Source organism: Oleiagrimonas citrea, assembly GCF_012395255.1.
In the GTDB taxonomy this organism is placed as follows: Bacteria; Pseudomonadota; Gammaproteobacteria; order Xanthomonadales; family Rhodanobacteraceae; genus Oleiagrimonas; species Oleiagrimonas citrea.
In genome coordinates, this window is record NZ_JAAZQD010000005.1 from 104,292 (window position 1) to 126,995 (window position 22,704).

Annotated in this window: 23 protein-coding genes; 17 read left to right on the forward strand and 6 right to left on the reverse strand. The window is 64.7% G+C overall.

Annotated elements, in window-relative coordinates; all coding sequences use genetic code 11:
- The first annotated feature begins 90 nt into the window (after positions 1–90).
- From gnd to HF690_RS12910, 12 genes are all read left to right on the forward strand, one after another.
- Complete coding sequence (gene gnd, locus HF690_RS12855; protein WP_193568511.1) at positions 91–1,119, forward strand: phosphogluconate dehydrogenase (NAD(+)-dependent, decarboxylating); 1,029 nt, start codon at positions 91–93, stop codon at positions 1,117–1,119.
- Positions 1,120–1,122: 3 nt separating this feature from the next.
- A complete protein-coding gene (zwf, locus tag HF690_RS12860) occupies positions 1,123–2,577 on the forward strand; it encodes a glucose-6-phosphate dehydrogenase (protein ID WP_168609731.1) in 1,455 nt (484 codons plus the stop codon).
- 117 nt (positions 2,578–2,694) lie between these two features.
- Positions 2,695–3,054 (forward strand): 6-carboxytetrahydropterin synthase QueD, encoded by a 360-nt coding sequence (gene queD, locus HF690_RS12865; RefSeq protein WP_168609732.1) that lies wholly within the window; start codon positions 2,695–2,697, stop codon positions 3,052–3,054.
- Positions 3,055–3,217: 163 nt separating this feature from the next.
- Positions 3,218–3,580: an ATP synthase subunit I gene (locus HF690_RS12870; protein ID WP_113065680.1), complete on the forward strand. Its 363-nt coding sequence runs from the start codon at positions 3,218–3,220 to the stop codon at positions 3,578–3,580.
- 18 nt (positions 3,581–3,598) lie between these two features.
- Positions 3,599–4,408, forward strand: coding sequence for a F0F1 ATP synthase subunit A (gene atpB / locus HF690_RS12875; RefSeq protein WP_168609814.1), 810 nt, complete (start codon positions 3,599–3,601; stop codon positions 4,406–4,408).
- Positions 4,409–4,458: 50 nt separating this feature from the next.
- Entirely contained in the window at positions 4,459–4,764 is a 306-nt protein-coding gene (gene atpE / locus HF690_RS12880) for a F0F1 ATP synthase subunit C (RefSeq protein WP_113065681.1), read from the forward strand.
- 100 nt (positions 4,765–4,864) lie between these two features.
- Positions 4,865–5,335 (forward strand): F0F1 ATP synthase subunit B, encoded by a 471-nt coding sequence (locus tag HF690_RS12885; protein WP_113065682.1) that lies wholly within the window; start codon positions 4,865–4,867, stop codon positions 5,333–5,335.
- Positions 5,332–5,865 carry a F0F1 ATP synthase subunit delta gene (locus tag HF690_RS12890; RefSeq protein ID WP_113065683.1) on the forward strand — a complete coding sequence of 178 codons (534 nt, stop codon included), beginning with the start codon at positions 5,332–5,334 and terminating at the stop codon, positions 5,863–5,865. The genes HF690_RS12885 and HF690_RS12890 overlap by 4 nt, the downstream gene beginning before the upstream one ends.
- 27 nt (positions 5,866–5,892) lie before the next feature.
- Entirely contained in the window at positions 5,893–7,440 is a 1,548-nt protein-coding gene (gene atpA, locus HF690_RS12895; protein ID WP_168609733.1) for a F0F1 ATP synthase subunit alpha, read from the forward strand.
- Positions 7,441–7,555: 115 nt separating this feature from the next.
- Positions 7,556–8,428: a F0F1 ATP synthase subunit gamma gene (gene atpG / locus HF690_RS12900; protein WP_425495914.1), complete on the forward strand. Its 873-nt coding sequence runs from the start codon at positions 7,556–7,558 to the stop codon at positions 8,426–8,428.
- A 108-nt stretch (positions 8,429–8,536) separates the two neighbouring features.
- Positions 8,537–9,973, forward strand: coding sequence for a F0F1 ATP synthase subunit beta (gene atpD / locus HF690_RS12905; RefSeq protein ID WP_168609735.1), 1,437 nt, complete (start codon positions 8,537–8,539; stop codon positions 9,971–9,973).
- A gap of 20 nt (positions 9,974–9,993) precedes the next feature.
- Positions 9,994–10,416: a F0F1 ATP synthase subunit epsilon gene (locus HF690_RS12910; protein ID WP_113065687.1), complete on the forward strand. Its 423-nt coding sequence runs from the start codon at positions 9,994–9,996 to the stop codon at positions 10,414–10,416.
- Positions 10,417–10,589: 173 nt separating this feature from the next.
- On the opposite strand, the gene HF690_RS12915 is transcribed toward HF690_RS12910, so the two are convergent.
- The 4 genes from HF690_RS12915 to HF690_RS12930 form a co-directional block, all read right to left on the reverse strand.
- Entirely contained in the window at positions 10,590–11,945 is a 1,356-nt protein-coding gene (locus HF690_RS12915; RefSeq protein WP_168609736.1) for a DUF2252 domain-containing protein, read from the reverse strand.
- A gap of 164 nt (positions 11,946–12,109) precedes the next feature.
- Positions 12,110–12,622 (reverse strand): DUF3016 domain-containing protein, encoded by a 513-nt coding sequence (locus HF690_RS12920; protein WP_168184736.1) that lies wholly within the window; start codon positions 12,620–12,622, stop codon positions 12,110–12,112.
- Positions 12,623–12,791: 169 nt separating this feature from the next.
- The gene (locus tag HF690_RS12925; RefSeq protein WP_460930369.1) at positions 12,792–14,543 is read right to left on the reverse strand and encodes an AsmA family protein; all 1,752 of its coding nucleotides are present in this window, start codon (positions 14,541–14,543) and stop codon (positions 12,792–12,794) included.
- Positions 14,544–14,647: 104 nt separating this feature from the next.
- On the reverse strand, positions 14,648–15,616 hold the full coding sequence (locus tag HF690_RS12930) for a hypothetical protein (protein WP_205300839.1): 969 nt from the start codon (positions 15,614–15,616) through the stop codon (positions 14,648–14,650).
- 542 nt (positions 15,617–16,158) lie between these two features.
- Between HF690_RS12930 and HF690_RS12935 the strand changes: the two genes are divergently transcribed.
- Positions 16,159–16,746, forward strand: a complete 588-nt coding sequence (locus tag HF690_RS12935; RefSeq protein WP_113065691.1) for a TonB family protein — start codon at positions 16,159–16,161, stop codon at positions 16,744–16,746.
- Here the strand turns inward: HF690_RS12935 and HF690_RS12940 are convergent.
- Positions 16,718–17,149, reverse strand: a complete 432-nt coding sequence (locus HF690_RS12940; RefSeq protein WP_113065805.1) for a GtrA family protein — start codon at positions 17,147–17,149, stop codon at positions 16,718–16,720. The two genes, HF690_RS12935 and HF690_RS12940, sit on opposite strands and share 29 nt — an antisense overlap.
- Positions 17,150–17,290: 141 nt before the next feature.
- Between HF690_RS12940 and asnB the strand changes: the two genes are divergently transcribed.
- The 3 genes from asnB to glmU all read left to right on the forward strand — a co-directional run bounded on the left by asnB (position 17,291) and on the right by glmU (position 21,112).
- Complete coding sequence (gene asnB, locus HF690_RS12945) at positions 17,291–18,976, forward strand: asparagine synthase B (RefSeq protein WP_168609738.1); 1,686 nt, start codon at positions 17,291–17,293, stop codon at positions 18,974–18,976.
- Between the two features lie 206 nt (positions 18,977–19,182).
- Positions 19,183–19,470: a hypothetical protein gene (locus tag HF690_RS12950; RefSeq protein WP_168609739.1), complete on the forward strand. Its 288-nt coding sequence runs from the start codon at positions 19,183–19,185 to the stop codon at positions 19,468–19,470.
- 268 nt (positions 19,471–19,738) lie between these two features.
- On the forward strand, positions 19,739–21,112 hold the full coding sequence (gene glmU / locus HF690_RS12955) for a bifunctional UDP-N-acetylglucosamine diphosphorylase/glucosamine-1-phosphate N-acetyltransferase GlmU (RefSeq protein ID WP_168609740.1): 1,374 nt from the start codon (positions 19,739–19,741) through the stop codon (positions 21,110–21,112).
- 202 nt (positions 21,113–21,314) lie between these two features.
- Here the strand turns inward: glmU and HF690_RS12960 are convergent, their stop codons facing one another.
- Positions 21,315–22,304: a chorismate transformation FkbO/Hyg5 family protein gene (locus tag HF690_RS12960; RefSeq protein WP_168609741.1), complete on the reverse strand. Its 990-nt coding sequence runs from the start codon at positions 22,302–22,304 to the stop codon at positions 21,315–21,317.
- A gap of 124 nt (positions 22,305–22,428) precedes the next feature.
- Here HF690_RS12960 and HF690_RS12965 point away from each other — a divergent pair, with 124 nt between their 5' ends.
- The gene (locus tag HF690_RS12965; protein WP_113065693.1) at positions 22,429–22,701 is read left to right on the forward strand and encodes a phosphopantetheine-binding protein; all 273 of its coding nucleotides are present in this window, start codon (positions 22,429–22,431) and stop codon (positions 22,699–22,701) included.
- Positions 22,702–22,704 lie beyond the last annotated feature (3 nt).

Below are 22,704 nucleotides of genomic sequence, written 5' to 3' on the forward strand. Positions count from 1 at the left end.
AGCGCACCGATGCATTCTGCCGGCGATGCGCGCCCGGCCTTCATCACAGAACGCGGAGACAGCATCATGAGCGACGGCGGAAAAACGGGCCTGCAACTGGGTTTCATCGGCCTTGGCCGGATGGGACTGAACATGGTGCGGCGCATGCAGCAGGCCGGTATCGACTGTGTGGTCTTCGATCTCGACGCCGACGCGCGCGCCCAGGCGGCCAAGAGCGGCGCCACCGCCGCCGATTCGATCGAGGCCCTGGTCGGGCAATTGTCCGGCCCGCGCGCCGTGTGGCTCATGTTGCCGGCGGCCGTGGTCGACAAGGTCATCGACCAGGTCGCGCCGTTGCTGGCCAAGGGCGACATGCTGATCGATGGCGGCAATTCGCACTTTGTCGACGATCTGCGTCGCGCCAAGGCGCTCGCCGAGCGCGACGTCATGTACGTCGACGTCGGCGTCAGCGGCGGCGTGTGGGGCAGCGAGCGTGGTTACTGTCAGATGATCGGTGCGCCTGACGCGGCCTATGCGCATCTCGAGCCGGCCTTCGCCGCGCTGGCACCGGGCGTGGACGCCGCGCCGCGCACCGACGGCCGCGAGGGCGAGCCGTCGCCGTCCGAGCGGGGGTACCTGCACTGCGGCCCCAGCGGTGCCGGCCACTTCGTGAAGATGGTGCACAACGGCATCGAGTACGGCTTGATGGCGGCGTACGCCGAGGGCATGAACATCCTGCGCAACGCCAATATCGGCGACAGCGAGCGGGCCGTGGATGCCGAGACTGCGCCGCTGGAGCACCCCGAACGCTACCGCTTCGACCTGCCGCTGGGCGAGATTGCCGAGGTCTGGCGCCGCGGGAGCGTGATCGGTTCCTGGTTGCTGGATCTGACCGCCGCCGAGATGCGCCGCGACGCCGCGCTGGAGAACTACGAGGGCCGCGTGTCCGACTCCGGCGAAGGTCGCTGGACCGCGCTGGCGGCGATCGAGCAGGGCGTGCCCGCGCCGGTGCTGACCGCCGCGCTGTTCGGGCGCTTCACCTCGCGCGGCAACGACCTGTTCGCCAACAAGGTGATGTCGGCCATGCGCCACGCCTTCGGCGGGCACCAGGAAGTCGATGCCGACGCGGACAAGGACTGAGCCATGACGGCGTCCAAGAACACCCTGGTCATCCTCGGCGCCACCGGCGATCTGACGCGGCGCCTGTTGTTGCCGGCGCTGTACCGGCTGCACACGCTGGATCTGATCGGCGACCTGCGCATCGTCGGTTACGCGCTGGAGAAGTGGTCGCGCGAACGTTTCGAGCGTTATGTTCACGGTGGTCTGAAGAAATTTGCCGAGCATTTCGACGAAGCGCAGTGGGAGAGCTTCCGTGAGCGCCTGGAGTACCGAAGCGGCGAGTTGAAGGCCGAGGCGGTCGGTGCGCTGAAGCCGCTGCTGTCGCCGGGCACGCTGTTTTACTTGGCGCTGCCGCCGGCGTTGTTCGGTGCAGCGGCCGATGCGCTGGGCGAAGCCGGATTCGCGCATGCGCCGCGCGGCGGGTGGCGTCGCCTGGTCGTGGAGAAGCCGTTCGGCAGCGATCTGGAATCGGCGAAGAAACTGCGCACGCAGATGCATGTGCATTGGGAAGAACCGCAGATCCTGCGCATCGACCACTTCCTGGGCAAGGAAACCACGCAGAACCTGATGGTGTTCCGTTTCGCCAACCGGTTCCTGGAGCCGGTGTGGAACGCGCAGCATGTCGAGCAGGTGCAGATCACCTATGCCGAGACGCTGGGTGTGGAGAAGCGCGCGGGTTACTACGACCATGCCGGCGCCTTGCGCGACATGCTGCAGAACCATCTGATGCAGCTGTTCAGTCTGGCCGCGATCGAGCCGTTGTCGACCTGGGACGCCGAAGTGCTGCGCGACCACAAGGTCGAGGTGCTTCGCTCGGTGAAGCGTTTCAGCGCGAAGACCGTTGATCGGCACGCCGTGCGTGGTCAGTACGCGGCCGGCCGAGTCGGGCGACGCAAGCTGCGCGGCTATCGCGAGGAACCGAACGTGCCCGGCGACTCGATCACCGAGACCTTCGCCGCGCTGCGTCTGGAGATCGACAACTGGCGCTGGGAAGGCGTGCCGTTCTATCTGCGCAGCGGCAAGCGCATGGCCAGCAACTGCTCGGAGATCGCCGTGCAGTTCAAGCGCAATCCCGGCGCGCTGCCGGGCGAGGTCGCCGCGGACCAGAACTGGATGATCTTCCGCATCAAGCCGAATCAGACCATGACCCTGCTGGCCAACGCCAAGATTCCCGGGTTGGAGCTGGACGGTCGCCAGGTGCGTCTGACCGCACCGTACGCGGAGGACGGCGACAGCGGGTTCTCTGCCTACGAGCAGTTGCTGATGGATGCGCTCGAAGGCGACCGCACGCATTTCCTGCGCTTCGACGAAGTGGAGTGGGCCTGGCGCGTGCTCGATCCCGTGCTCAAGGCGTGGAAGCGCGGCAAACCCGAACCCTACGCTGTCGGTTCCGAGGGGCCGTCCGGGCAGCATCGCCTGCTGGATGCCGACCACGAATGGCGTCCGGTTCATCTGGTTGCCGGCGACGACGACGCGTAGGCCGGAAATTCGTTGGCGCCCGGGTCCCGGGCGCGCACCGCTTCAGGCGTATCGATGCATGGGGCGGCGCGCATCCCGTTCCACCGCGGGGCTGCGGCGGCAGCTACACTATGCGGCATGCAGATCTTCAAGATTTTCCACATCGAAGCCGCCCACCGCCTGCCGAATGTGCCGGAAGGGCACAAGTGCGCACGCCTGCACGGGCATTCGTTCAAGGTCGAGATCCATGTCGGCGGCGAGCCCGGCGCGGAGACCGGCTGGATCATGGACTACGCCGAGATCAAGGCCGCCTTCGCGCCGCTGTACGAGCAGCTCGATCATCATTACCTGAACGAGATCGAGGGGCTGGAGAATCCGACCAGTGAGCGGATCGCGCAGTGGATCTTCACGCGTCTGAAAGCCGAACTTCCGGCGCTGGAGCGGGTGGTGGTGCATGAAACCTGCACGGCGGGCGCGGTCTGTACCGGGCCAGTCTGAGTGGTGGGGGTGAACGAGCGTATCTCCTCATGCTGAGGAGGTTTTTTCGGGGCGCTCATGACTTGTGACGCGCTTCGAGCGCCTGCTATAATTTTTTAACTTGACCGTGGCCTGGTGATGCGCGGGCCGCGCCGAAAAGTGCGGCCGCTTCCAGGAGAACCGCGTGCTTAACAGCCTCGCCGCCGGTCGTCGTCTCGCCTTGCGCCTTGTTCTATGGCAGCTCGGCGTGGCAGCGATGGCGGGTTTCATCTTTCTGATACAGGGCCGGCGGGCTGCGCTCGCCGCTCTGGCCGGCGCCCTTGTCGTGGCGCTGGGCAACGCGCTCGCGGGGGCGCGTGCATTCAGTCCGGGTGGAGCGGGAGTGGCTCTGGCGCGGTTGATCCTGGGGACGCTGCTGAAGTGGGCCGTGGTCTTCACGGGGGTTTACGTAATAATGGTGCGCTGGCAGTTACCGCCGGCGCCTGCGATAGCGGGACTGATCATGGCCGTGCTGGTCAATCTGTTCGCGCTCCGATTCAAGCAATAAGCGATGGGACTGAACATGTTGGCGAATGCGCCCGAAGGTGGATTCACCGGATATATCCAGCACCACATGAAGTTCTGGAACCTTCCCCACGTCGGTGAGGGTGGTTTCTGGAGCTGGTCGGTGCATATGGATTCGATCCTGGTTTCGCTGGTTCTCGGCGTGCTGTTCAGCGCGTGGTTCTGGATGAAGGCACGCAAGGCCACCCCGGGTGTCCCGGGCAAGGGGCAGGCCTTCGTCGAGCTGGTGCTGGAATTCGTCGACGGCCAGGTCAAGGACGTGTTCCATGGTGACCGCCGCGTGCTCGGTCCGCTGGCCCTGACGATCTTCGTCTGGGTGTTCCTGATGAACTTCATGGATCTGCTGCCGGTCGACCTGCTGCCGTGGATTGCGGAACATACCGGCGCCAGCCATTTCCGCGCCGTGCCGACCGCCGATCTCAACGTCACCTTCGCCATGTCCATCACCGTGCTGGTGCTGGTGGTCTTCTACAGCTTCAAGGCCAAGGGCGCCGGCGGCTACATGAAGGAGCTGTTCACGGCGCCGTTCGGCCCTTGGCTGGCCCCGTTCAATATTCTGCTGAACATCGTCGAGCTGCTGTCCAAGCCGGTCAGCCTGTCGATGCGACTGTTCGGCAACATGTACGCCGGCGAGATGGTGTTCATGCTGATCGCCGGCCTGTTCAGTGCCGGCAGCTGGCTGCTGTACGGCTTCGGCATCCTCGGCTACACCGCCTGGGGCATCTTCCACATCCTGATTATCTCGATCCAGGCGTTCATTTTCATGGTGTTGACCGTGGTGTACATCTCCATGGCCCACGATCACCACTGAGCATTACGTTCAACCCTTAACTACTCGAAGCTTTTCTTCAGGAGAACATCATGGAGCACATCGCCAACCTTCTCGGCCAGATCGAAGGCCTCACCGGCATCGGTATCGGTCTCATCATCGGCCTCGGCGCGCTGGGCGCCTGCATCGGCATCGGCGTGATGGGTTCGAAGTTCCTCGAGTCCGCCGCGCGCCAGCCGGAGCTCAAGCCCATGCTGCAGGGTTCCATGTTCCTGCTGGCCGGCCTGATCGACGCCGCGTTCCTGATCGGTGTGGCCCTGGCCATGCTGCTGGCGTTCGCCAACCCGATGGTGACCAGCGCTCTGGATCATATGCACGCTCTGGGCGCCGCCAAGTAACGGCCTGAACCGCACGACGTCGAACTTGCGACGTCGTGCGGTACGCATGTGTGCCTCGGCGCGCAGGTTCATGATTTTTCCTATCCACAGGTAGCGAGCGATGGAATTCAACGCGACCCTGATCGGCGAAATGATCGCTTTCGCCATCCTGATCTGGTTCAGCGTCCAGTTCATCTGGCCGCACATCAACAATGCGATCGAAGAACGGCAGAAGAAGATCGCCGACGGTCTGGCCGCCGCCGAGAAGGCGCGAGCCGAACTGAAGGATGCCGACGCCCGCGTCGCCGACGAGATCAAGAAGGCCCGCGTGCAGGCTTCCGAGATCATCGACAAGGCGCAGCAGCAGGCCAATCAGATCCTCGACAAGGCCCGTGCCGACGCCGTCACCGAGATCAATCGCCAGAAGGCGATGGCCGAGGAGGAGATCGCCTCCATGGCCGAGCGTGCCCGCGTCGAACTGCGCGAGCAGGTCGGTTCGCTGGCGGTCAAGGGCGCCGAGAAGATTGTGCAGCGTGAAATCGACGCCGGCACGCACAAGGCGCTGCTGGATCAGCTGGCGGCGGAAATCTGATGGAAGCGCTCACGCTCGCCCGTCCGTACGCCCGCGCCGCCTTCGAGCTGGCGCAGGAGAAAGGCACGCTGAACGAGTGGTCGCAGGCGTTGGCCTTTGCCGCCGCCGTGGCTTCGGACCCGCGGATCGCCGCCCTGTGCAGCGATCCGCGCGTCGAGGATGCACAGCTCGTGGCCATGCACCTGCCGGCCGAAATCGGTGAAGACGCACTGTTTGCGCGTTTTCTCGCCGAGATGGCGGCGCATGGCCGCATGCATCTGCTGGTCGAGGTGCAGGCGCTGTTCGACGCACTCAAGCGTGAATCCGAATCGGTCCTCAAGGTCCGCGTGACCAGCGCCATGGCGCTGGACGATGCGCAGACCGAACAGCTCAAGGCTTCGCTCAAGCGCCGCTATCAGCGCGAGATCGACATCGCCGCCGACGTCGATCCGGCCCTTCTGGCCGGAATCATCATCGACACCGGCGAGCAGGTGATCGACGGTTCCGCGCGCGGCCGCCTGCAGCGACTGGCCTCCGCCCTGACTCATTAAAAGCATCGAGATCGCCGGGAAACAACTATGGCAACCCAGCTCAACCCCTCTGAAATCAGCGAACTGATCAAGACCCGCATCGAGTCGTTCAAGCTCGACGCCGAGGCCCGCAACGAAGGTACGCTGATCAGCGTGTCCGACGGCATCGTGCGCATCCACGGCCTGGCCGACGTGATGTCGGGCGAGATGATCGAGCTGCCGAACGACACCTACGCGCTGGCCCTGAACCTGGAGCGCGACTCCGTGGGCGCCGTGGTCCTGGGTGACTATCAGCACCTGCGCGAAGGCGACACCGCCAAGACCACCGGCCGCATTCTCGAAGTGCCGGTCGGCGAGGACCTGCTGGGCCGCGTGGTCGACGCGCTGGGCAACCCGATCGACGACAAGGGTCCGATCGACGCCAAGGGCACCAGCCCGATCGAGAAGGTCGCGCCCGGCGTGATCTGGCGCAAGAGCGTCGACCAGCCGGTGCAGACCGGCTACAAGTCGGTCGACTCGATGATTCCGATCGGCCGCGGCCAGCGCGAGCTGATCATCGGCGACCGCCAGACCGGCAAGACCGCCCTGGCTGTCGACGCGATCATCAATCAGAAGAACACCGGCATCAAGTGCATCTACGTGGCCATCGGCCAGAAGCGCAGCTCGATCGCGAACGTGGTGCGCAAGCTGGAAGAGAACGACGCGCTGGCGCACACCATCGTGGTGGTGGCCTCGGCGTCCGAATCGGCCGCGCTGCAGTACATCGCGCCGTATTCCGGTTGCGCCATGGGCGAATACTTCCGCGATCGCGGCGAAGACGCCCTGATCATCTACGACGATCTGTCCAAGCAGGCCGTGGCCTACCGCCAGATCTCGCTGCTGCTGAAGCGCCCGCCGGGCCGCGAAGCCTACCCGGGCGACGTGTTCTACCTGCACAGCCGTCTGCTCGAGCGCGCCGCGCGCGTGAACGAGGAGTACGTCGAGCAGCAGACCAACGGTGAGGTCAAGGGCAAGACCGGTTCGCTGACCGCGCTGCCGATCATCGAAACCCAGGCCGGCGACGTGTCCGCGTTCGTGCCGACCAACGTGATCTCGATCACCGACGGCCAGATCTTCCTCGAGACCGACCTGTTCAACGCCGGCATCCGCCCGGCCGTGAACGCCGGTATCTCGGTGTCGCGTGTGGGCGGTTCGGCGCAGACCAAGATCGTCAAGAAGCTGTCCGGCGGCATCAAGCTGTCGCTGGCGCAGTACCGCGAGCTGGCGGCCTTCGCGCAGTTCGCCTCCGATCTGGACGCGGCCACCCGCGCCCAGCTGGAGCGCGGCCAGCGCGTGACCGAGTTGATGAAGCAGGCGCAGTACGCGCCGCTGTCCATCGCCGAACTGGCGGTCTCGGTGTTCGCCGCCGAAGAGGGCTATCTGGACGACCTGGCCATCGACAAGGTGTTGCCGTTCGAGAAGGGGCTGCACGCCTTCATGCATCAGAATCATGCGGAACTGATGAACCAGATCGTCGAGACCGGCAACTGGAACGACGAAATCAAGGCGACCTTCAAGAGCGCCTTGGACGAGTTCAAGAAGACCGGCAGCTGGTAAGTCGCCCGCGCCGCCGATCACCGTCGGCGGCGCGACGCACGTGTAGCGAAAACAGCGAGCGAAGAAGATGGCAAGCGGACGCGAAATCAAAACCAAGATCAAGAGCACGCAGAACATGCGCAAGGTGACGCGTGCGCTGGAAATGGTCTCGGCCTCCAAGATCCGCAAGGCGCAGGACCGCATGAAGGCGTCGCGTCCGTATGCGCACGCCATGCGCAACGTGATCGCGCACGTGGCCGCGGCCAACACCGAAGTGCGTCATCCGTTCCTGGTCGAGCGCGAGCAGGTCAAGCGCGTGGGCTACGTCATCGTCGCCACCGACCGCGGCCTGTGCGGCGGACTCAACGCCAACCTGTTCCGCAAGACCCTGATGGAAATCAAGGAGTGGCAGGCCAAGGGAGTGGAAGTGGACATGGTCGTGATCGGCCAGAAGGCGGTGCAGTTCTTCCGCCGCATCGCGTCCATCAACCTGCTGGGCACGGCCACGCACCTGGGCGAGCGTCCGCGCATGGAGCAGCTGATCGGCGTGATCAAGGTCATGCTGGATGCCTACACCGAGGGCAAGCTGGATCGCGTGATCCTGGGCTACAACGACTTCCTCAACACCATGGTGCAGAAGCCGCGCCTGGACGCGATGCTGCCGCTGCCGGTGGCCGCCGAGGAAATTGTGGCGCGTCAGGAAGAGGGCGAAGGCGACACGGTGCAGGCCATCGACGTCAAGCGCGAGCACGACTGGGACTACCTCTACGAGCCGGACGCCGAGGCCGTACTCGAGCATGTGCTGACCCGTTACGTCGAGTCGCTGGTGTATCAGGCCACGCTGGAGAACCTGGCCAGCGAGCACGCCGCGCGCATGGTCGCCATGAAGAGCGCATCCGACAACGCGAACAAGGTGATCGACGAACTGACGCTGGTCTACAACAAGGCCCGTCAGGCCGCCATCACCCAGGAAATTTCGGAAATCGTCGGTGGCGCGGCCGCCGTCTGATTCAGGACACCTGCAGGAGCGGCCCGGAGCCGCGACTGTGCACGACACGCGCCAGGGCGGCGTTCCTGCAAATTTACGAGTTATCAGAGAGTTTTCGAGGACACAACGATGAGCAGTCAGGGCAAAGTTGTTCAGATCATCGGCGCCGTGGTCGACGTGGAGTTTCCGCGTGACCAGGTGCCGACCGTGTACGACGCGCTGAAGGTCGACGGCACCGAAATCACGCTCGAGGTGCAGCAGCAGCTCGGCGACGGCGTCGTGCGCGCCATCGCCCTGGGTTCCACCGAAGGCCTCAAGCGCGGTCTGGTCGCGACCAACACCGGCGAAGGCATCAAGGTGCCGGTCGGTTCGGCGACGCTGGGCCGCATCATGGACGTGCTGGGCCGACCGATCGACGAAGTCGGTCCGATCGACGCCGAAGCGCACAACGTCATCCATCGCGAGGCCCCGGCCTACGACGAGCAGGCGCTTTCCAACGAGTTGCTGGAAACCGGCATCAAGGTCATCGACCTGGTCTGCCCGTTCGCCAAGGGCGGCAAGGTCGGCCTGTTCGGCGGCGCCGGTGTGGGCAAGACCGTGAACATGCTGGAGCTGATCAACAACATCGCCACCGAGCACTCGGGTCTGTCGGTGTTCGCCGGTGTGGGTGAGCGTACCCGCGAAGGCAACGACTTCTATCACGAGATGATCGAGTCGGGCGTGGTCAAGCCGGACAACCTGTCCGATTCCAAGGTGGCGATGGTCTACGGCCAGATGAACGAGCCGCCCGGCAACCGTCTGCGCGTGGCGCTGACCGGTCTGACCATGGCCGAGTACTTCCGCGACCAGAAGGACGAGTCCGGCAAGGGCAAGGACGTGCTGTTCTTCGTCGACAACATCTACCGCTACACGCTGGCCGGTACCGAGGTGTCCGCGCTGCTGGGCCGCATGCCGTCGGCGGTGGGTTACCAGCCGACGCTGGCCGAGGAAATGGGCGTCCTGCAGGAGCGCATCACCTCGACCAAGACCGGTTCGATCACGTCGATCCAGGCCGTGTACGTGCCTGCGGACGATCTGACCGATCCGTCGCCGGCCACCACCTTCGCGCATCTGGACTCCACCGTGACGCTGTCGCGCAGCATCGCCAGCCTGGGCATCTACCCGGCCGTGGATCCGCTGGACTCCACCAGCCGCCAGCTGGACCCGAACATCGTCGGTCGCGAGCACTACGACGTGGCCCGCAAGGTGCAGGGCACGCTGCAGCGCTACAAGGAACTCAAGGACATCATCGCGATCCTGGGCATGGACGAACTGTCCGAAGAGGACAAGCAGGTCGTGGCCCGCGCTCGTAAGTGCGAGCGCTTCTTCAGCCAGCCGTTCCACGTCGCCGAGGTCTTCACCGGCGCGCCGGGCAAGTACGTGCCGCTGAGCGAGACCATCCGCGGCTTCAAGATGATCGTCGAGGGCGAGGTGGACTACTTGCCCGAGCAGGCCTTCTACATGGTCGGCGGCATCGAAGACGCGATCAAGAAGGGCGAGGAGATGGGCGCCAAGAAGGCGGCCTGAACCCGCACGGGAGAAGCTAGATGACCACCATCCGTTGCGACATCGTCAGCGCCGAAGCCGAGATCTTTCACGGCGAGGCGACCCTGGTGATCGCCACCGGCGAGCAGGGCGAGCTGGGTATCGCGCCGCGTCATGCGCCGCTGATCACCCGTCTCAAGGCCGGGCACGTCGAAGTGATCCAGGAAAACGGCGAACGTCAGTCGTTCTACGTCTCTGGCGGCATCCTTGAGGTGCAGCCGCAGGTGGTCACGGTGCTGGCCGATGCGGCCGCACGCGCCGACGACCTCGACGAGGCGGCGGCACAGGCCGCCAAGGAAGAGGCCGAGAAGGCGCTGGCCGACCGCACCGACGCCATGGAAGTGGCCGAGGCGCAGGCCAAGCTGGCCGAGGCCATGGCGCAGTTGCAGGCGCTGGAGCGCATGCGCCGTAACCTCAAGCACTGAAGACCCGGCGCCGGCGATTCAATGCCGGGTGCCGAATGAAAACCGCCAGTCTCCGCAGGGAGCTGGCGGTTTTTTCATGGGTGGGATGCCAAACACTCACCACGTCGGCGACCTGGCGGCCGATTCGACCTTGTGGCGCTTCGTGATGGAGCGCCGCGGGGCCGGATGCTCGATCAATACAGCGTGGCGCCGCTGTCGTAAGCAGCGACGAATGACTGGTAGTCGTCCTTGACCTGCTGCGCGTAGTCGTCGGCGAAGGCGCGCACTTCGGCGCGGAATGCGTCGTGGTGGTGGTCGGTGATATCGGCGACTTCCTTGTCCTCGCTGTACGGGATCAGTGTGTCGTCGTAATCCTTGTCGGACAGCGCGTGCGCGCTGGCCAGTGCCTTGCCCATGTACTCAGCAGCGGTCTCCCATTTGCCGACGCTGGTGAGCTGGGTGTAGTCGAAGTCTTCCTGGAACGGTGACTTCTCGTGCACGAAGAACGGATCGCCACCGATGGTGGTGTAGCCGGCGAGCACGTCGGCATGAGTCAGCTGCGCCTTCAGCGTGCGCACGACGCGGTAGCCCTGCTGGTTGTCGTAGGCGCTGCCGGGCATGCCGCCCGGATTGGCCAGGGCGACGTCGCTGGGCGCGGCCTGCTTCATCTCCAGAATCACATCGTCGTCGTTGCTGCTGCTCGGTCCCTCGATCAGCACCCAGTAGCGATAGCGTCCCAGGCTGCCGATGCCGGAGCCGAGCTTGGCGCGGATGTCCTTGACCGTGTAGTAGCTGCTCGCATAGCGACGCGAACTCGGGATCGACTCGACGTAGGCGGTCATCGATGCCGCGATGGCCGCGTAGCGCGTGCTGTCGACGGTAGCCAGCTTGGCAGTGTTCTGGAAACGGCGTGCGCCGTTGTCGATTTCGGTGTACTTGTCGAGCTGGTGGCTACGCGTGTCGTCGCCGACGGCTTGGATCAGGTCCTTCACGGCGCCGCTGGTGTCGGAGGTTGTCAGACGGTAGTCCAATTCGTCGTCGTTGCCCTTGAAGTCGGTCATCTTGTCGAGATATGCCTCGACGAAGGTATCGACGATGGCGTCGCGGTCGCTGGCGCCGATGCCCATCTGCTCGGCGGCAAGCTGGATGCCGACGGCTTCGCGCCACACGTCCCAGACATACGGTCCGAAGTAGCCTTCATCGAAATCGTCGAGCGCGAACACGTCGTTGCCGTGCGAGTCGCGGAACGCGCCGAAATTCTGCAGATGCGCATCGCCGTCCAGCCACACGCGCGAGGTTGCCGTGTTGACGAAGGCCGAGCTGTGCGAGGCGACATCGCGATAGAACAGGTCGGCCGTGCCGCGATAAAAGGCGAACGGATCCGCGCTCATCTTCCGCATCTTGGTCGCCAGTTCCTGCGGCGATTGTGCCGCATAGGGATGATTGACGTGGTAGATGTCCTGGATGACGTAGTTCGATCGCGGCGCGGCGGCGTGGGCGGCGGCGCCCAGTGCGAGGCATCCTAGCAGGGTCCATGCGAGGCATTTCATGCGGTCTCTCCATAGCGGCAATGTGCCTGGAGCATGCCCGCGGATTGTTGAGCGATGATGACGCGCTCCGCGAAGATCGCGTCATGGATGCCATCTGCGTGAGAACCGCCATGCCGCGCACATGGCATCTGGCCATGTGTGCAGCGACAGTAGCGGCGCGAGGCTCAGAGCCCCTGCGTACCCTTGCGCAGCCAGCGATCGATCAACAGCTTCTCATAACGCAGGTTGTCGGTGTCGGTCGGGCTCACGAGGGTCATGAAATTGGGCGAGGTCAGCTTGCGCGTACCCTCGCGCAATACCTTGCCGTTGGTATCGGTCAACGTGAAACGGAGGTCGATGCGGGGCGGATAGGTGCGTCGGATGACGCGGATCCAGTGGCCAGCGGTGCTCATGCGCGGTTCGAAGGAGCCGGCGCGGTCGATATCCGTGATGACGATGGACAGATGCTGTCCAGGCGCGAGTATGCGCGCGGCGCGGTGTTCGATGTAGCGCTTGAGCGAGACCAGGTAATCGTCGGCACCGGTACGTTCGGATGGCGGTGTCGTGCGGGCTTCGGTGAAGTGTGCCGGATCGTCGTAGCGGACCTGCACGGACGGTGTGTTCTGCGTTGGCGACGCGAGCGAAGCGGAGGAAATCAGCAGAAGCGCAGCAGCGAAAGCGATGCGGAAGGCGTACATGGCGGGACCTCGCACGATGGATGCAGTGCGGCCGCTCGGGACAGATCGCGGCGCCGAAGCGGCAGCGGAAACCAGTATAGGACGATCGCGATGCGCCAGCGCGCGAACGCATGTAGGCAGGCAGATCGTCCGTTTGGTTGCCGAGGTGAGGCAACCAAACGGGTGGCTGTTATGGGTTCTTGCCGTCCTTCTGCTTGTCCAGCGCGCCGCGCAGCAGATTGTCGAGCACATCCTTGGTGCTTGGTTTGGAGGCCGGCTGCGGGGATGTCTTGCTGCCTTGCGTCGTGCCGCCTCCCAGACCCGAGCGGAGCAGGCCGGCGACGGCGCTGGGATCGAGCCGGAACTTCGGGTCGCTGGCGGTGCCGCCGACATGCACACCGATGCCACTCTGGCTGCTGCCGCCGAGAAGGCCGCCGAGCACACGCCCGGCCTTCGACTGGCTGAGCAGCTTGCCGGATGCGGCGTTGCTGGCCAGGTTCTGATCCAGCTTCACCAGCATGTCGAAATCGAGCGCGCCACTGGCTGCCATGCGACCTTTCCCGGCCATATTGCCCAGCCCCTGGATCGTGGCCTTGGCCGGGTCGGCGCGAATGCCGCTCGGGGCAATCACCAGGCTGGCTTCAGCCTGCTCGATCACCGTGTCCTGTGGTGCATTGATGCCGGCCAGCGACAGCGCACCGCCGAGCTTGCGGCCAAGGCTGTAGCCGGCCAGACGCGTGTTGTCGGCGCGGACCGGGCCGCTGATGACCAGGGCGTCGATCGGGCCGCGCACACGCAGATCCAGGTTCAGCGTGCCGCCACTCAGACGCGAATCCTTCGGCAGCACGACGCCGAAAGCCGGTAGCAGCGGTTGCAGGTCATCGATGGGCAGTTTGCTGCCGCGCATGCGCAGATTGACTTGCATGACCTTGCCGCGGCTGTCGAAGCGGCCGTCCAGGGCGAGTCGGGCCTTGCCCGTGCCGAGCGTCGTGTTGCTGATGGTGCCGGTTCCGCCGGCGAGTTTGTAGTTCGCTTCGTAGTCGAGGCGGATCGGACGTGGGGCGGGTGATCCGGACGCGACCAGCTGCAGCTTGCGGGCGTCGATGCGGCCTTTCGAATGCAGCACGCCCTGGCGCGAGGCGATCTGCGTGTCGAGGTCGAGGATGCCGCCGACGCCATCGCTCTTGCTCATGATACCGGCGGCGACCAGGTCGAGTTGTTTCATGACCAGGTGCGCCTTGAGCGGCGTCTGCGCTGCGTTGCCGGCGTTCCAGGGGCCGAGATCGCCGTCCAGTTGCAGCGTTCCGCCACCGGCGATGTCGGCGCGCATCGAGAACGGAAAGGCGGCGTCAGTGGCAATGCGGTCGGCGCTAAGCTGGACGTGACTGTAGGTGCGCGAGTCGCCAACGGCGCGAATCAGTTCGATGCGGCCGTCGCGGATGCGCAGGCTGTCCACGCGCAACGCCGGCACGCTGTCGGAGGTAGCGGTGTCTTTCGGCGGCGAGGCATCGCCGGCACCGAGGCTGGCGAAATTCCATCGCCCTGCGCGGTTCTCGCGCAGGTGCACGTAGGGGCGGTCCAGCGTCAGCGAAGTGATGTGGAGGTCGCGATGGACGATCAGCGGCCACAGGCGCACACCCACGGCCAGCGATTTCGCACTGACGAACGGCTGCTTGCCGAAGGCGGGATCGTCGCCGATGGTGATGTCGTCGGCGTCGAGCGAGCCGGACAGCACCGAGACATGCAGCTTGCCCAGCGTCACTTTGCGCCCCATCGCCTGGCTGAGCGAGGCCTGGATCTGCGGGCGGAAGTGATTGGCGTCGACCAGCAGCAGCGCTCCAGCGCCGAGTATCAGGACACCGAGAACCACGGCGACGAGAACAATCAACAGACGTTTCATGAGGCGCCTCCGGTCAGCATCGGCACAATGTGCGCAGGCCACTCATGCTAGTGCGCGTGCGGAGAAGAAGCGAATTCGTGCCGCACGGAAAAAGGAAAAGCCCCGAGAAGGGGCTTTTCCGAGGGGTTACTGACCGGAGCAGTGGTTTACTGCGGCGCCGGTAGCGTCGAGATGGTCTGGTCCAGCAGCTGCCAGTACTTGCCGGTGTACGGCACCATCTCCTCGGCGTAGTACCACCAGAACACGCCGCCGACGTAGCGCGGATTCTGGATCTTGCCGAGCATCGTGTAGTACGTCGTCAGCAGATTCGACTGGATCGACCAGGCGGCCTTCTTCTGCGAAGTGCCCATCTCGCCGAAGCCCAGCTTGGCATTCGGGAACAGGTTGCCCAGGGTGTCGAAATCGGTGTTCCACGACGGGTTCAGGTTGGGGCAGTCCTTGTACGGGTAGTAGCTGAAGAAGGCATAGTCGGCCTGGTTGCGCACTGTGGCGGACAGGAACGAGGCCGGCCAGGTGTGCCAGTCGTCGACCGGCTTCTCCCAGCAGTTGGTGCCCTTGCCATCGTCGTTGTAGTACAGCGTGATGGCGGTCTTGCCACCGGCGTTCTTGACGATGGTGTTGGCGGCGTCGACCATCTGGCCGATTTCGGCCTCTTCGGCGTTGACGGTGGCGTTGCTGCCGTTCGGATTGGCGCGCAGCCATTCGCCGTTGATCTCATTGGCGATTTCCCACACGTCGACGACATCGCCGAGTTCGTTGACCAGCTCCTGGGTGCGCGCCTTGTAGGTCGCCAGGTCGGTCGGGAAGTAGTACGAATCCATCACTTCGCCCATCACGTAGGCGTGCTTGTGCAGCTTGACCAGCTTGCGGCGATAGTCGGAGGCAGGCGTGCCCATGTCGAACACCACGCGGACGGTGGGCTTGTATGGCAGGTTTTCCAGCGACACGAGCGTCTTGTGGAAATGCGACATGGTGTCGAGCGTCACGCCGTAGATCGGCGTCTTCAGCGGCACGGGCGCGGCGCTGGCGGAAGTAGCGAACAGGCTGCAGAACGCGAGCAGGGCAGCGCTGGCCAGGAAGGGTAGAAATGTTTTTCTCGGTAGTGCGGAATGCATGATCGATAGACCTTCGAGCTTGGGTGGGCCGTCCTGGCCCGATTCGGGAAGGCGCGCGGCGGTCCGCCGCGGGCCGAACGGCAGCGTCGGCGTCGCGACAACGCGACGTCGTGAGCTGGAAGTGCCTTTCCGGGCACGTGATGAAAGTTCGTCCCTACGAGAACCTGCACGCCGGTCAGGGCCGGGCGGAGGTCACGGTCAGCGATCGGTACACGGTCTATGACGTTCGACCAGTTCCGGTGTGCGGAACCCGGTGTGGGAACGTCCCCTCCCATATAGAAGGCGTCTCGATAAATGTTAAGTCAAATCAATCATCTGACTTGCGCTGACTTCGCCACTATCCCAGATCGAAAGTTAGCCGAACATGAATTTCACGTCAGAATCGTGCATAGGACATAGACCATAAGATATAGGCAGGGGGCGCCATCGATGGATTCATGATTGGGAGCACGGAACGGGTTTTTGGAGTGAGGATTGAATGCTATATCTGGGGCATCCTGCGGGTGTCGACAATGCCGCGGGCAGGGTGAAGGGGAGAACGAATGAATGTGATCTATTCGATGGGGGCGATGTTGGGGGTGGCCTCGGTGCTGGCGGCGTGCAGTACTTCCCAGCCGCGACCGCTGCCGCAGAAACCGGCTGCGCACGGTCAGGTGCGTTACGAAGCCGTGGTCGATAAGCATCTGAAGCACTACACGCTGTCTTCCGGGCAGACGACCGTGGCACCGGCGCAACGCCCGGATAATCCGGCTCCGGTCTATCCGGCATCTCTGGTGGCGCGCAAGTTGCCGCCGGTCCAGGTTTCGGCGTTGCTGATCGTCGATGCGGAGGGGCGCGTCGAGGACGTGCGCATCGCGTCGGAAGCCAGCGACGATCCCGAACAGCGGGAATTCGATGCCGCGGTCCGCGCCGCGGCGATGCAATGGCGGTTCACGCCATTGCGTATTGCCACCTGGGTCGAGGATGCGCAGGGCAACTCCCACCGTGAAACGGCCGCCGCCAAGCCATTCAGTCAGCGCTATCGCTTCCAGTTCGAGATTCGCGACGGCAAGCCTGTGGTCAGCGCCGGGGCACCACCGCGCACGCAGGGTATCGAGCGACTCAGCGATAGACCCACTGTCGGCAACTGAAGAAGCTGACGACAGCCAGGCTGGCCTCGATGAGCGGTTTCAGTGCCCAGGCGCCGGCGAGACTGCCGTGTTGGGCGACCAGGATGAGGGACAGAGTGCTGACCACGGTCAGTACGGACCATAGCACCAGAAAACGAACGAGCTGCGGCATGGGGGCGTGCTCGTGGCCCTGGAAGGTGATGTGCCGGTTGGCCCAGAAGCCCAGGCAGGCCCCTGCTGCGCGTCCGGCCACGTTGGCAGCGGGAAGCGGCAGACCGGCGGCACTGAGCGCGATCATCACGCCCCAGTCCAGCAGCAGTTGCAGGCCGCCCACAGCGCCGAACCCCGCACCTTGGCGCAGCAATTGCGCGAACCGTGCGGGACGGTCGGTGGCATCGGGGACGGGGTCGTGCCGTCGAGACATGCGTTCCACCGTACGCCGAGCCACGTATCTGTGGCATGAACGCCATGAGTCGGCCATATGGATGGGCCGACATCTGACCAAAGTTCATATCCGTTCGCGGCAGGCGCGTGCGAGCATGGCGGTTCGCGAGGGAGAACCGATATGTGTGGTTTTGTGGCGGTACTGGATCCGTCCGGCGACGTCAGCGCGTTGCGTCCGGCGTTGTTGGAGCAAGCGCGCAGTCTGCGTCATCGCGGTCCGGACTGGAGCGGCGTCTACGCCGACGCGCACGCCATCCTGGCGCACGAGCGTCTGGCCATCGTCGATCTGATCCACGGCGCGCAGCCGCTGCTGGCCGGCGACGAGCAGCAGGTGCTGGCGGTCAACGGCGAGATCTACAATCACCGCGCGCTGCGCGTGGATTTTCCCGACTATCCCTTCCGCACCGATTCGGACTGCGAGGTGATCCTGCCGCTCTACCGCGCGCACGGCGCCGATTTCGTCGGTCGCCTGCAAGGCATGTTCGCGTTCGTGCTGTGGGATCGGGCGCGCGGTCGCTGGCTCATCGCGCGCGATCCGATCGGCATCGTTCCGCTGTACACCGGTCGTGACGCCCGCGGCCGACTGTACGTGGCTTCGGAGATGAAAGCGCTGAGCGGAGTCTGCGTCAGCGTCGAGGTGTTCCCGCCCGGCTGCGTGCAAACCTCGGACATGGATGCGCCACAGCGCTACTATCAGCCGTCGTGGCGCGCCTACGAGACGGTGGAGAACGGTCCGGCCAATGCGCCCGCGCTGCGCGCCGCGCTGGAACGTTCCGTGCACGGCCACATGATGAGCGACGTGCCTTACGGCGTGCTGCTGTCGGGCGGACTGGATTCCTCGCTGATCGCCGCGATCACCGCGCGCTACGCCGCGCGCCGCACTGAAGACGACGACCGCAGTGCCGCCTGGTGGCCGCGGCTGCACACCTTCTCCATCGGTCTGGAGGGCTCGCCGGATCTCGCCGCCGCGCAGACTGTGGCCAAGGCCATCGACAGCGTGCACCACGAGTTCCACTTCACCGTGCAGGAGGGCCTGGACGCGCTGTCCGACGTCATTCGCCACATCGAGACCTACGACGTCACCACCATCCGCGCGTCCACGCCCATGTATCTGCTGGCGCGACGCATCCGGGCGATGGGCATCAAGATGGTGCTGTCGGGCGAGGGTGCGGACGAACTCTTCGGCGGCTACCTGTATTTCCACATGGCGCCGAACGATCGCGAGTTTCACGAGGAGCTGGTGCGCAAGCTCGACGCGCTGCATCAATATGACTGCCTGCGCGCGAACAAGGCGATGGCGGCCTGGGGTGTGGAGGCACGCGTGCCGTTCCTGGACCGCGATTTCCTCGATGCCGCGATGCGGACCGCGCCTTCGGCCAAGCGTCCGGCGGACGGACGCATCGAGAAGCACATTCTGCGCGAGGCCGGCAAAGGACTACTGCCGGAGGCCATCCTGTGGCGTCAGAAAGAACAGTTCTCCGACGGCGTCGGCTATGGCTGGATCGACGCGCTCAAGGACTACGCCGCCGCGCAGGTCAGCGGCGCGCAGATGTTGCTGGCCTCGCAGCGCTTCGCGGTGAATCCGCCGGAAAGCAAGGAAGCCTATTTCTATCGCGTGCTGTTCGAGCAGCACTATCCCGGCGACGCCGCCGCGCGCACCGTGCCGGGCGGCCCGAGTATCGCCTGCTCGACGCCGACGGCGTACCGCTGGTCGCAGGCGTTCGCGGGCAACGCCGATCCGTCCGGCCGGGCCATCGCTGGCGTGCACCGCGCCGCAGCAAATCACCGGGTTTCCGACAAAGCCTGAATGTCCCGTTTGCAATTCCAGCCAGATGATCATGGACGTCGCGATGCGTTGTCTGGTCACGATCTGTGAGTAGATTCTCACAACGTTGTTATATCGGCCTTGACATAAAATATTTGCCGGGCGTACCTTCAAAAGACCCTCTGATATTTGGGCAATGATTGATTCGAATAGTTTATTTTTGGATGATTTGGATAAGGAGATTCGGCATGAAAAAGTCAGGGCTAATGGGTTGTTTGGGTTTCTCCGGTGCGCTTGCCATCGCATTCGTGATGATGGGGTTCACGACCACGGCAAGCGCCATGCAGACCTGTCAAATGTGCAATGAGCAGTACCAATTCTGTATTGCAAGCGGTGGCAGCAGCACGACTTGCTGGACCTGCAACAATCCAACCTGTCCGCCGCCGCTGAGCGCGAAAGACAAGCCGGCTGCCAAGGATCACGCGCTTGCAACGCGCGCCAAGGACCGTCGGCGCGACCACGCAAGCGCAAAATAATCGTGCCGATCGAGCGAGGGGTCGCGTGTTTGCGCGGCCTCTTTGCTTTGGCTTTTTACGGGTTATATATAGGGGCGAATAGATAATCCGGTAGCGCATTCTTTATTGGTGCTCCATGTGCGGGAATTGTGTCGTATCGATAATGCTTGCTTCATGTTTTCCGTATATTCTTCGATTCGTTGCACCTGCGTTTCTACGGTGGCTCGGGTAGGCAAACTCCCAGCTTTACGGCAAAGTGGCGCCCTGAGATTTGTGGGAACCGATTGCCATGACCACCTCCCTCCATGTCATCGTGCTTGCCGCCGGCGAAGGCAAGCGCATGAAATCGTCCACCGCCAAGGTGCTGCTGCCGCTGGCCGGCCGTCCGCTGCTGGCGCATGTGCTGGATGCCGCGCAGGAACTCGCGCCGGCGTGCGTGCATGTCGTGCATGGTCATCACGGAGAGCAGGTGCGCAAAGCGTTCGCGGAGCGGGCGGGACTGGTCTGGGTCGAGCAGGCCGAACAGTTGGGCACCGGGCATGCTGTGCGTCTGGCGATGGAGAATGTCCCCGACGACGCCCGCGTGCTGGTGCTGTACGGGGACGTGCCGCTGCTGCGTGCGGATTCGCTGCGCGCGCTGGCTGAAGCCGACGCGCCGCTGGCCGTGCTGGCGGCGGAACAGCCGGATCCGACCGGCTACGGCCGCGTGATGCTGGATGCGCAGCAGCGCGTGGAAGCCATTGTCGAGGAAAAGGACGCCACGCCGGAGCAGCGTGCGGTGCGTCTGACCAACACCGGCATCATCGCCGCGGACGCCACGCCGCTGCGCGCATGGGTGGCGCAGCTGGGCAATGCCAACGCGCAGAGCGAGTACTATCTGACCGACGTGTTCGGCCTGTCCGCCGCGGACGGCGATCCCGCGCTGTGCGTGCGGCTGGCGGATGCACGCGAAGCGGCGGGAGCGAACAATCCCTGGCAGCTGGCCGAACTGGAGGCGCAATACCGGCAGCGTCGCGCGCGCGAGCTGGCCGAAGCCGGCGTGCGTATTGCCGATCCGGCGCGTTTCGATGCGCGCGGGAACATCACGGTCGGGCGCGACGTGGAGATCGATGTCGACGTGATCCTCGAAGGCGAGGTGACGCTGGGCGACGGCGTGCGCATCGGGCCGTTCTGCCGGCTGCGCGATGTCGAGTTGGCGGCAGGCACCGAGGTGCGCGCGCACTGCGACCTGGAAGGCGCGGCAACCGAGGGAGCCTGCACCATCGGCCCGTATGCGCGCCTGCGTCCTGGCGCACGGCTCGCTGCCGACGCGCATGTCGGCAATTTCGTGGAGATGAAGAAAGCCCATTTGGGGCGGGGCAGCAAGGCCAACCATCTCACCTATCTCGGCGATGCCGAGATCGGCGCGGGCGTGAATATCGGCGCCGGCACCATCACCTGCAATTACGACGGCGTGAACAAGCACCTGACCCGGATCGGCGACGGTGCATTCATCGGTTCCAACGCGGCGCTGGTCGCGCCCGTGACCATCGGTGCGCAGGCGACCATCGGCGCCGGTTCGGTCATCGGCAGTGACGCGCCGGACGGGCAACTCACTGTCGCGCGCGCCCGTCAGGTCACGCTGAAGGGCTGGAAGCGTCCGACGAAGAAGCCCAGCGAATAGGCGAACGCGGGGCTGTTCGGCCCGATTTCCGAGTCATTCCGTATCGGACTCCTGGGAAGCCGGAGAGTCGTCCCTGGTCGCGATGAAAGCCGCTGGGCGCTGGGTTCGCCCCTCGGTCCCATCTCGTGGATGTGCTGTGTGTCAGGCGCTTGCCCGGCTTCGCCAGGATTGCGGTTTCAGGAAGCTTCCCGGTTTTCGATCATCACGCAAAGCGCCAGCCGTCGATCTCGACCAGCAGTTCGCGGCGGCAGACGTCGCCGAGCAGCAGCAGGTGCGGTGCATCGGGGACGTGGCGCTGCAGGAAGTCCTCGACAGCCTCCGCGTCCTCGGCATGACGCACGTAGATCTTGAGCGGGTCGTTCTGGCCGAAACATTCCGGCAGCGCACTGTGGCGCAGCAGCGTACGCAGGTTGGTCAGCGTTTCGGTCAGCTGCGCCTCGAGGTCTCCGTGATGCTGCGAGGCGTGTCCGGTGATGGACGCGGTGCCGGAAATCGCCAGTGACGTATCGCCCTGCAGGCGCATCGCGCGGGCGAAGCTGGGCGGCGTCGGTCCGTACTGGCGGGGATAGCGCCAGGCGCTCATCTGGCGCGGGTTCTCCACGCGCTCGCCGGGTTCCGCGGCAGCCAGGCAGTAGACCTGCAGCAGCGGTCTGTCCGAACGATGGCCGATCGCCGTGGCTGCGGGGAAGCCCTGCTGGAAGAAATCGCGCATGCCCTGCAGGCGGCCGGCGCAGAATTGCTTGTAGCGCTCGGCGTCGCCTTCGCCTTCGTTGATCTGCGCCAGGTAGTTCCACAGACGCTGCACGTGCCGCTGCGGGCGCGTTTCCAGGAATGCGCACAGCTGCGTGTAGGCGTGCTCGGCGGCGGGTTGCGGGCCGCCGTGATCGCGTTCGTCGATGGTCAGCGCGGCGAACAGCCAGCCTCCGCCGCAGGACCACTGCACGTCGCCTTCGCGGCCGTATTCGACGGCGGCATCGACCTGCCAGAGTTCCAGCGGCGCGGGCTGGGCGCCGGGGGCATGCAGCGGGACATGCAGCCAGCGCGGATCGTCGCTGGTCGCGGCGGCGCCGAAATCGAACAGAGCCAGCGTGCCCGATGCCTGCAGCAAGGCCCGCGCCGTGTCGGCCGGGCGATAGGACACGCGGGGGCGGACATGGGCGGTGGTTCGGATCGGCGAGCTTGCTTGGTTCATGCAGGGTCCTTCGGGGCCGTGCCGGCGCAGCGGCATTTCCAGCAGTCGGCAAAGTGTCCTATGGTACACTCCGCGCCCGCTGCACCGGGAGCGGGCAGTCTCTTGGGGGAGTGGGAAACCGAGCATGAGCAAGCAAACCGAGGCCGAGCGCGAGCTGGCCGCACTGATCGTCGAAAATCTAAATCTCGAGGATGTCGCGCCTGCGGACATGGATCCGGAAGCGCCCCTGTTCGGTGGCGACCTGGGCCTGGACTCGATCGACGCCCTGGAAATCGCCCTGGCGGTGTCGAAGCACTACGGCTTCCAGCTGCGCTCGGACAATCCCGACAACAAACAGATCTTCGCCAGCCTGCGCGCGCTCTCGGCCCATATCGAGCAGCATCGCCCGCAAGCCTGACGA

What these genes read in the sequence shown, in the direction of transcription:
- atpA (WP_168609733.1), top strand. Translation starts at nt 5,893, where the DNA reads ATGGCAACCCAGCTCAACCCCTCTGAAATCAGCGAACTGATCAAGACC.
- HF690_RS12920 (WP_168184736.1), bottom strand. Translation starts at nt 12,622, where the DNA reads ATGTACGCCTTCCGCATCGCTTTCGCTGCTGCGCTTCTGCTGATTTCC.
- zwf (WP_168609731.1), top strand. Translation starts at nt 1,123, where the DNA reads ATGACGGCGTCCAAGAACACCCTGGTCATCCTCGGCGCCACCGGCGAT.
- HF690_RS12885 (WP_113065682.1), top strand. Translation starts at nt 4,865, where the DNA reads ATGGAATTCAACGCGACCCTGATCGGCGAAATGATCGCTTTCGCCATC.
- atpG (WP_425495914.1), top strand. Translation starts at nt 7,556, where the DNA reads ATGCGCAAGGTGACGCGTGCGCTGGAAATGGTCTCGGCCTCCAAGATC.
- HF690_RS12910 (WP_113065687.1), top strand. Translation starts at nt 9,994, where the DNA reads ATGACCACCATCCGTTGCGACATCGTCAGCGCCGAAGCCGAGATCTTT.
- HF690_RS12950 (WP_168609739.1), top strand. Translation starts at nt 19,183, where the DNA reads ATGAAAAAGTCAGGGCTAATGGGTTGTTTGGGTTTCTCCGGTGCGCTT.
- atpD (WP_168609735.1), top strand. Translation starts at nt 8,537, where the DNA reads ATGAGCAGTCAGGGCAAAGTTGTTCAGATCATCGGCGCCGTGGTCGAC.
- queD (WP_168609732.1), top strand. Translation starts at nt 2,695, where the DNA reads ATGCAGATCTTCAAGATTTTCCACATCGAAGCCGCCCACCGCCTGCCG.
- HF690_RS12915 (WP_168609736.1), bottom strand. Translation starts at nt 11,945, where the DNA reads ATGAAATGCCTCGCATGGACCCTGCTAGGATGCCTCGCACTGGGCGCC.
- HF690_RS12960 (WP_168609741.1), bottom strand. Translation starts at nt 22,304, where the DNA reads ATGAACCAAGCAAGCTCGCCGATCCGAACCACCGCCCATGTCCGCCCC.
- HF690_RS12965 (WP_113065693.1), top strand. Translation starts at nt 22,429, where the DNA reads ATGAGCAAGCAAACCGAGGCCGAGCGCGAGCTGGCCGCACTGATCGTC.
- asnB (WP_168609738.1), top strand. Translation starts at nt 17,291, where the DNA reads ATGTGTGGTTTTGTGGCGGTACTGGATCCGTCCGGCGACGTCAGCGCG.
- glmU (WP_168609740.1), top strand. Translation starts at nt 19,739, where the DNA reads ATGACCACCTCCCTCCATGTCATCGTGCTTGCCGCCGGCGAAGGCAAG.
- HF690_RS12940 (WP_113065805.1), bottom strand. Translation starts at nt 17,149, where the DNA reads ATGTCTCGACGGCACGACCCCGTCCCCGATGCCACCGACCGTCCCGCA.
- atpE (WP_113065681.1), top strand. Translation starts at nt 4,459, where the DNA reads ATGGAGCACATCGCCAACCTTCTCGGCCAGATCGAAGGCCTCACCGGC.
- HF690_RS12935 (WP_113065691.1), top strand. Translation starts at nt 16,159, where the DNA reads ATGAATGTGATCTATTCGATGGGGGCGATGTTGGGGGTGGCCTCGGTG.
- HF690_RS12930 (WP_205300839.1), bottom strand. Translation starts at nt 15,616, where the DNA reads ATGCATTCCGCACTACCGAGAAAAACATTTCTACCCTTCCTGGCCAGC.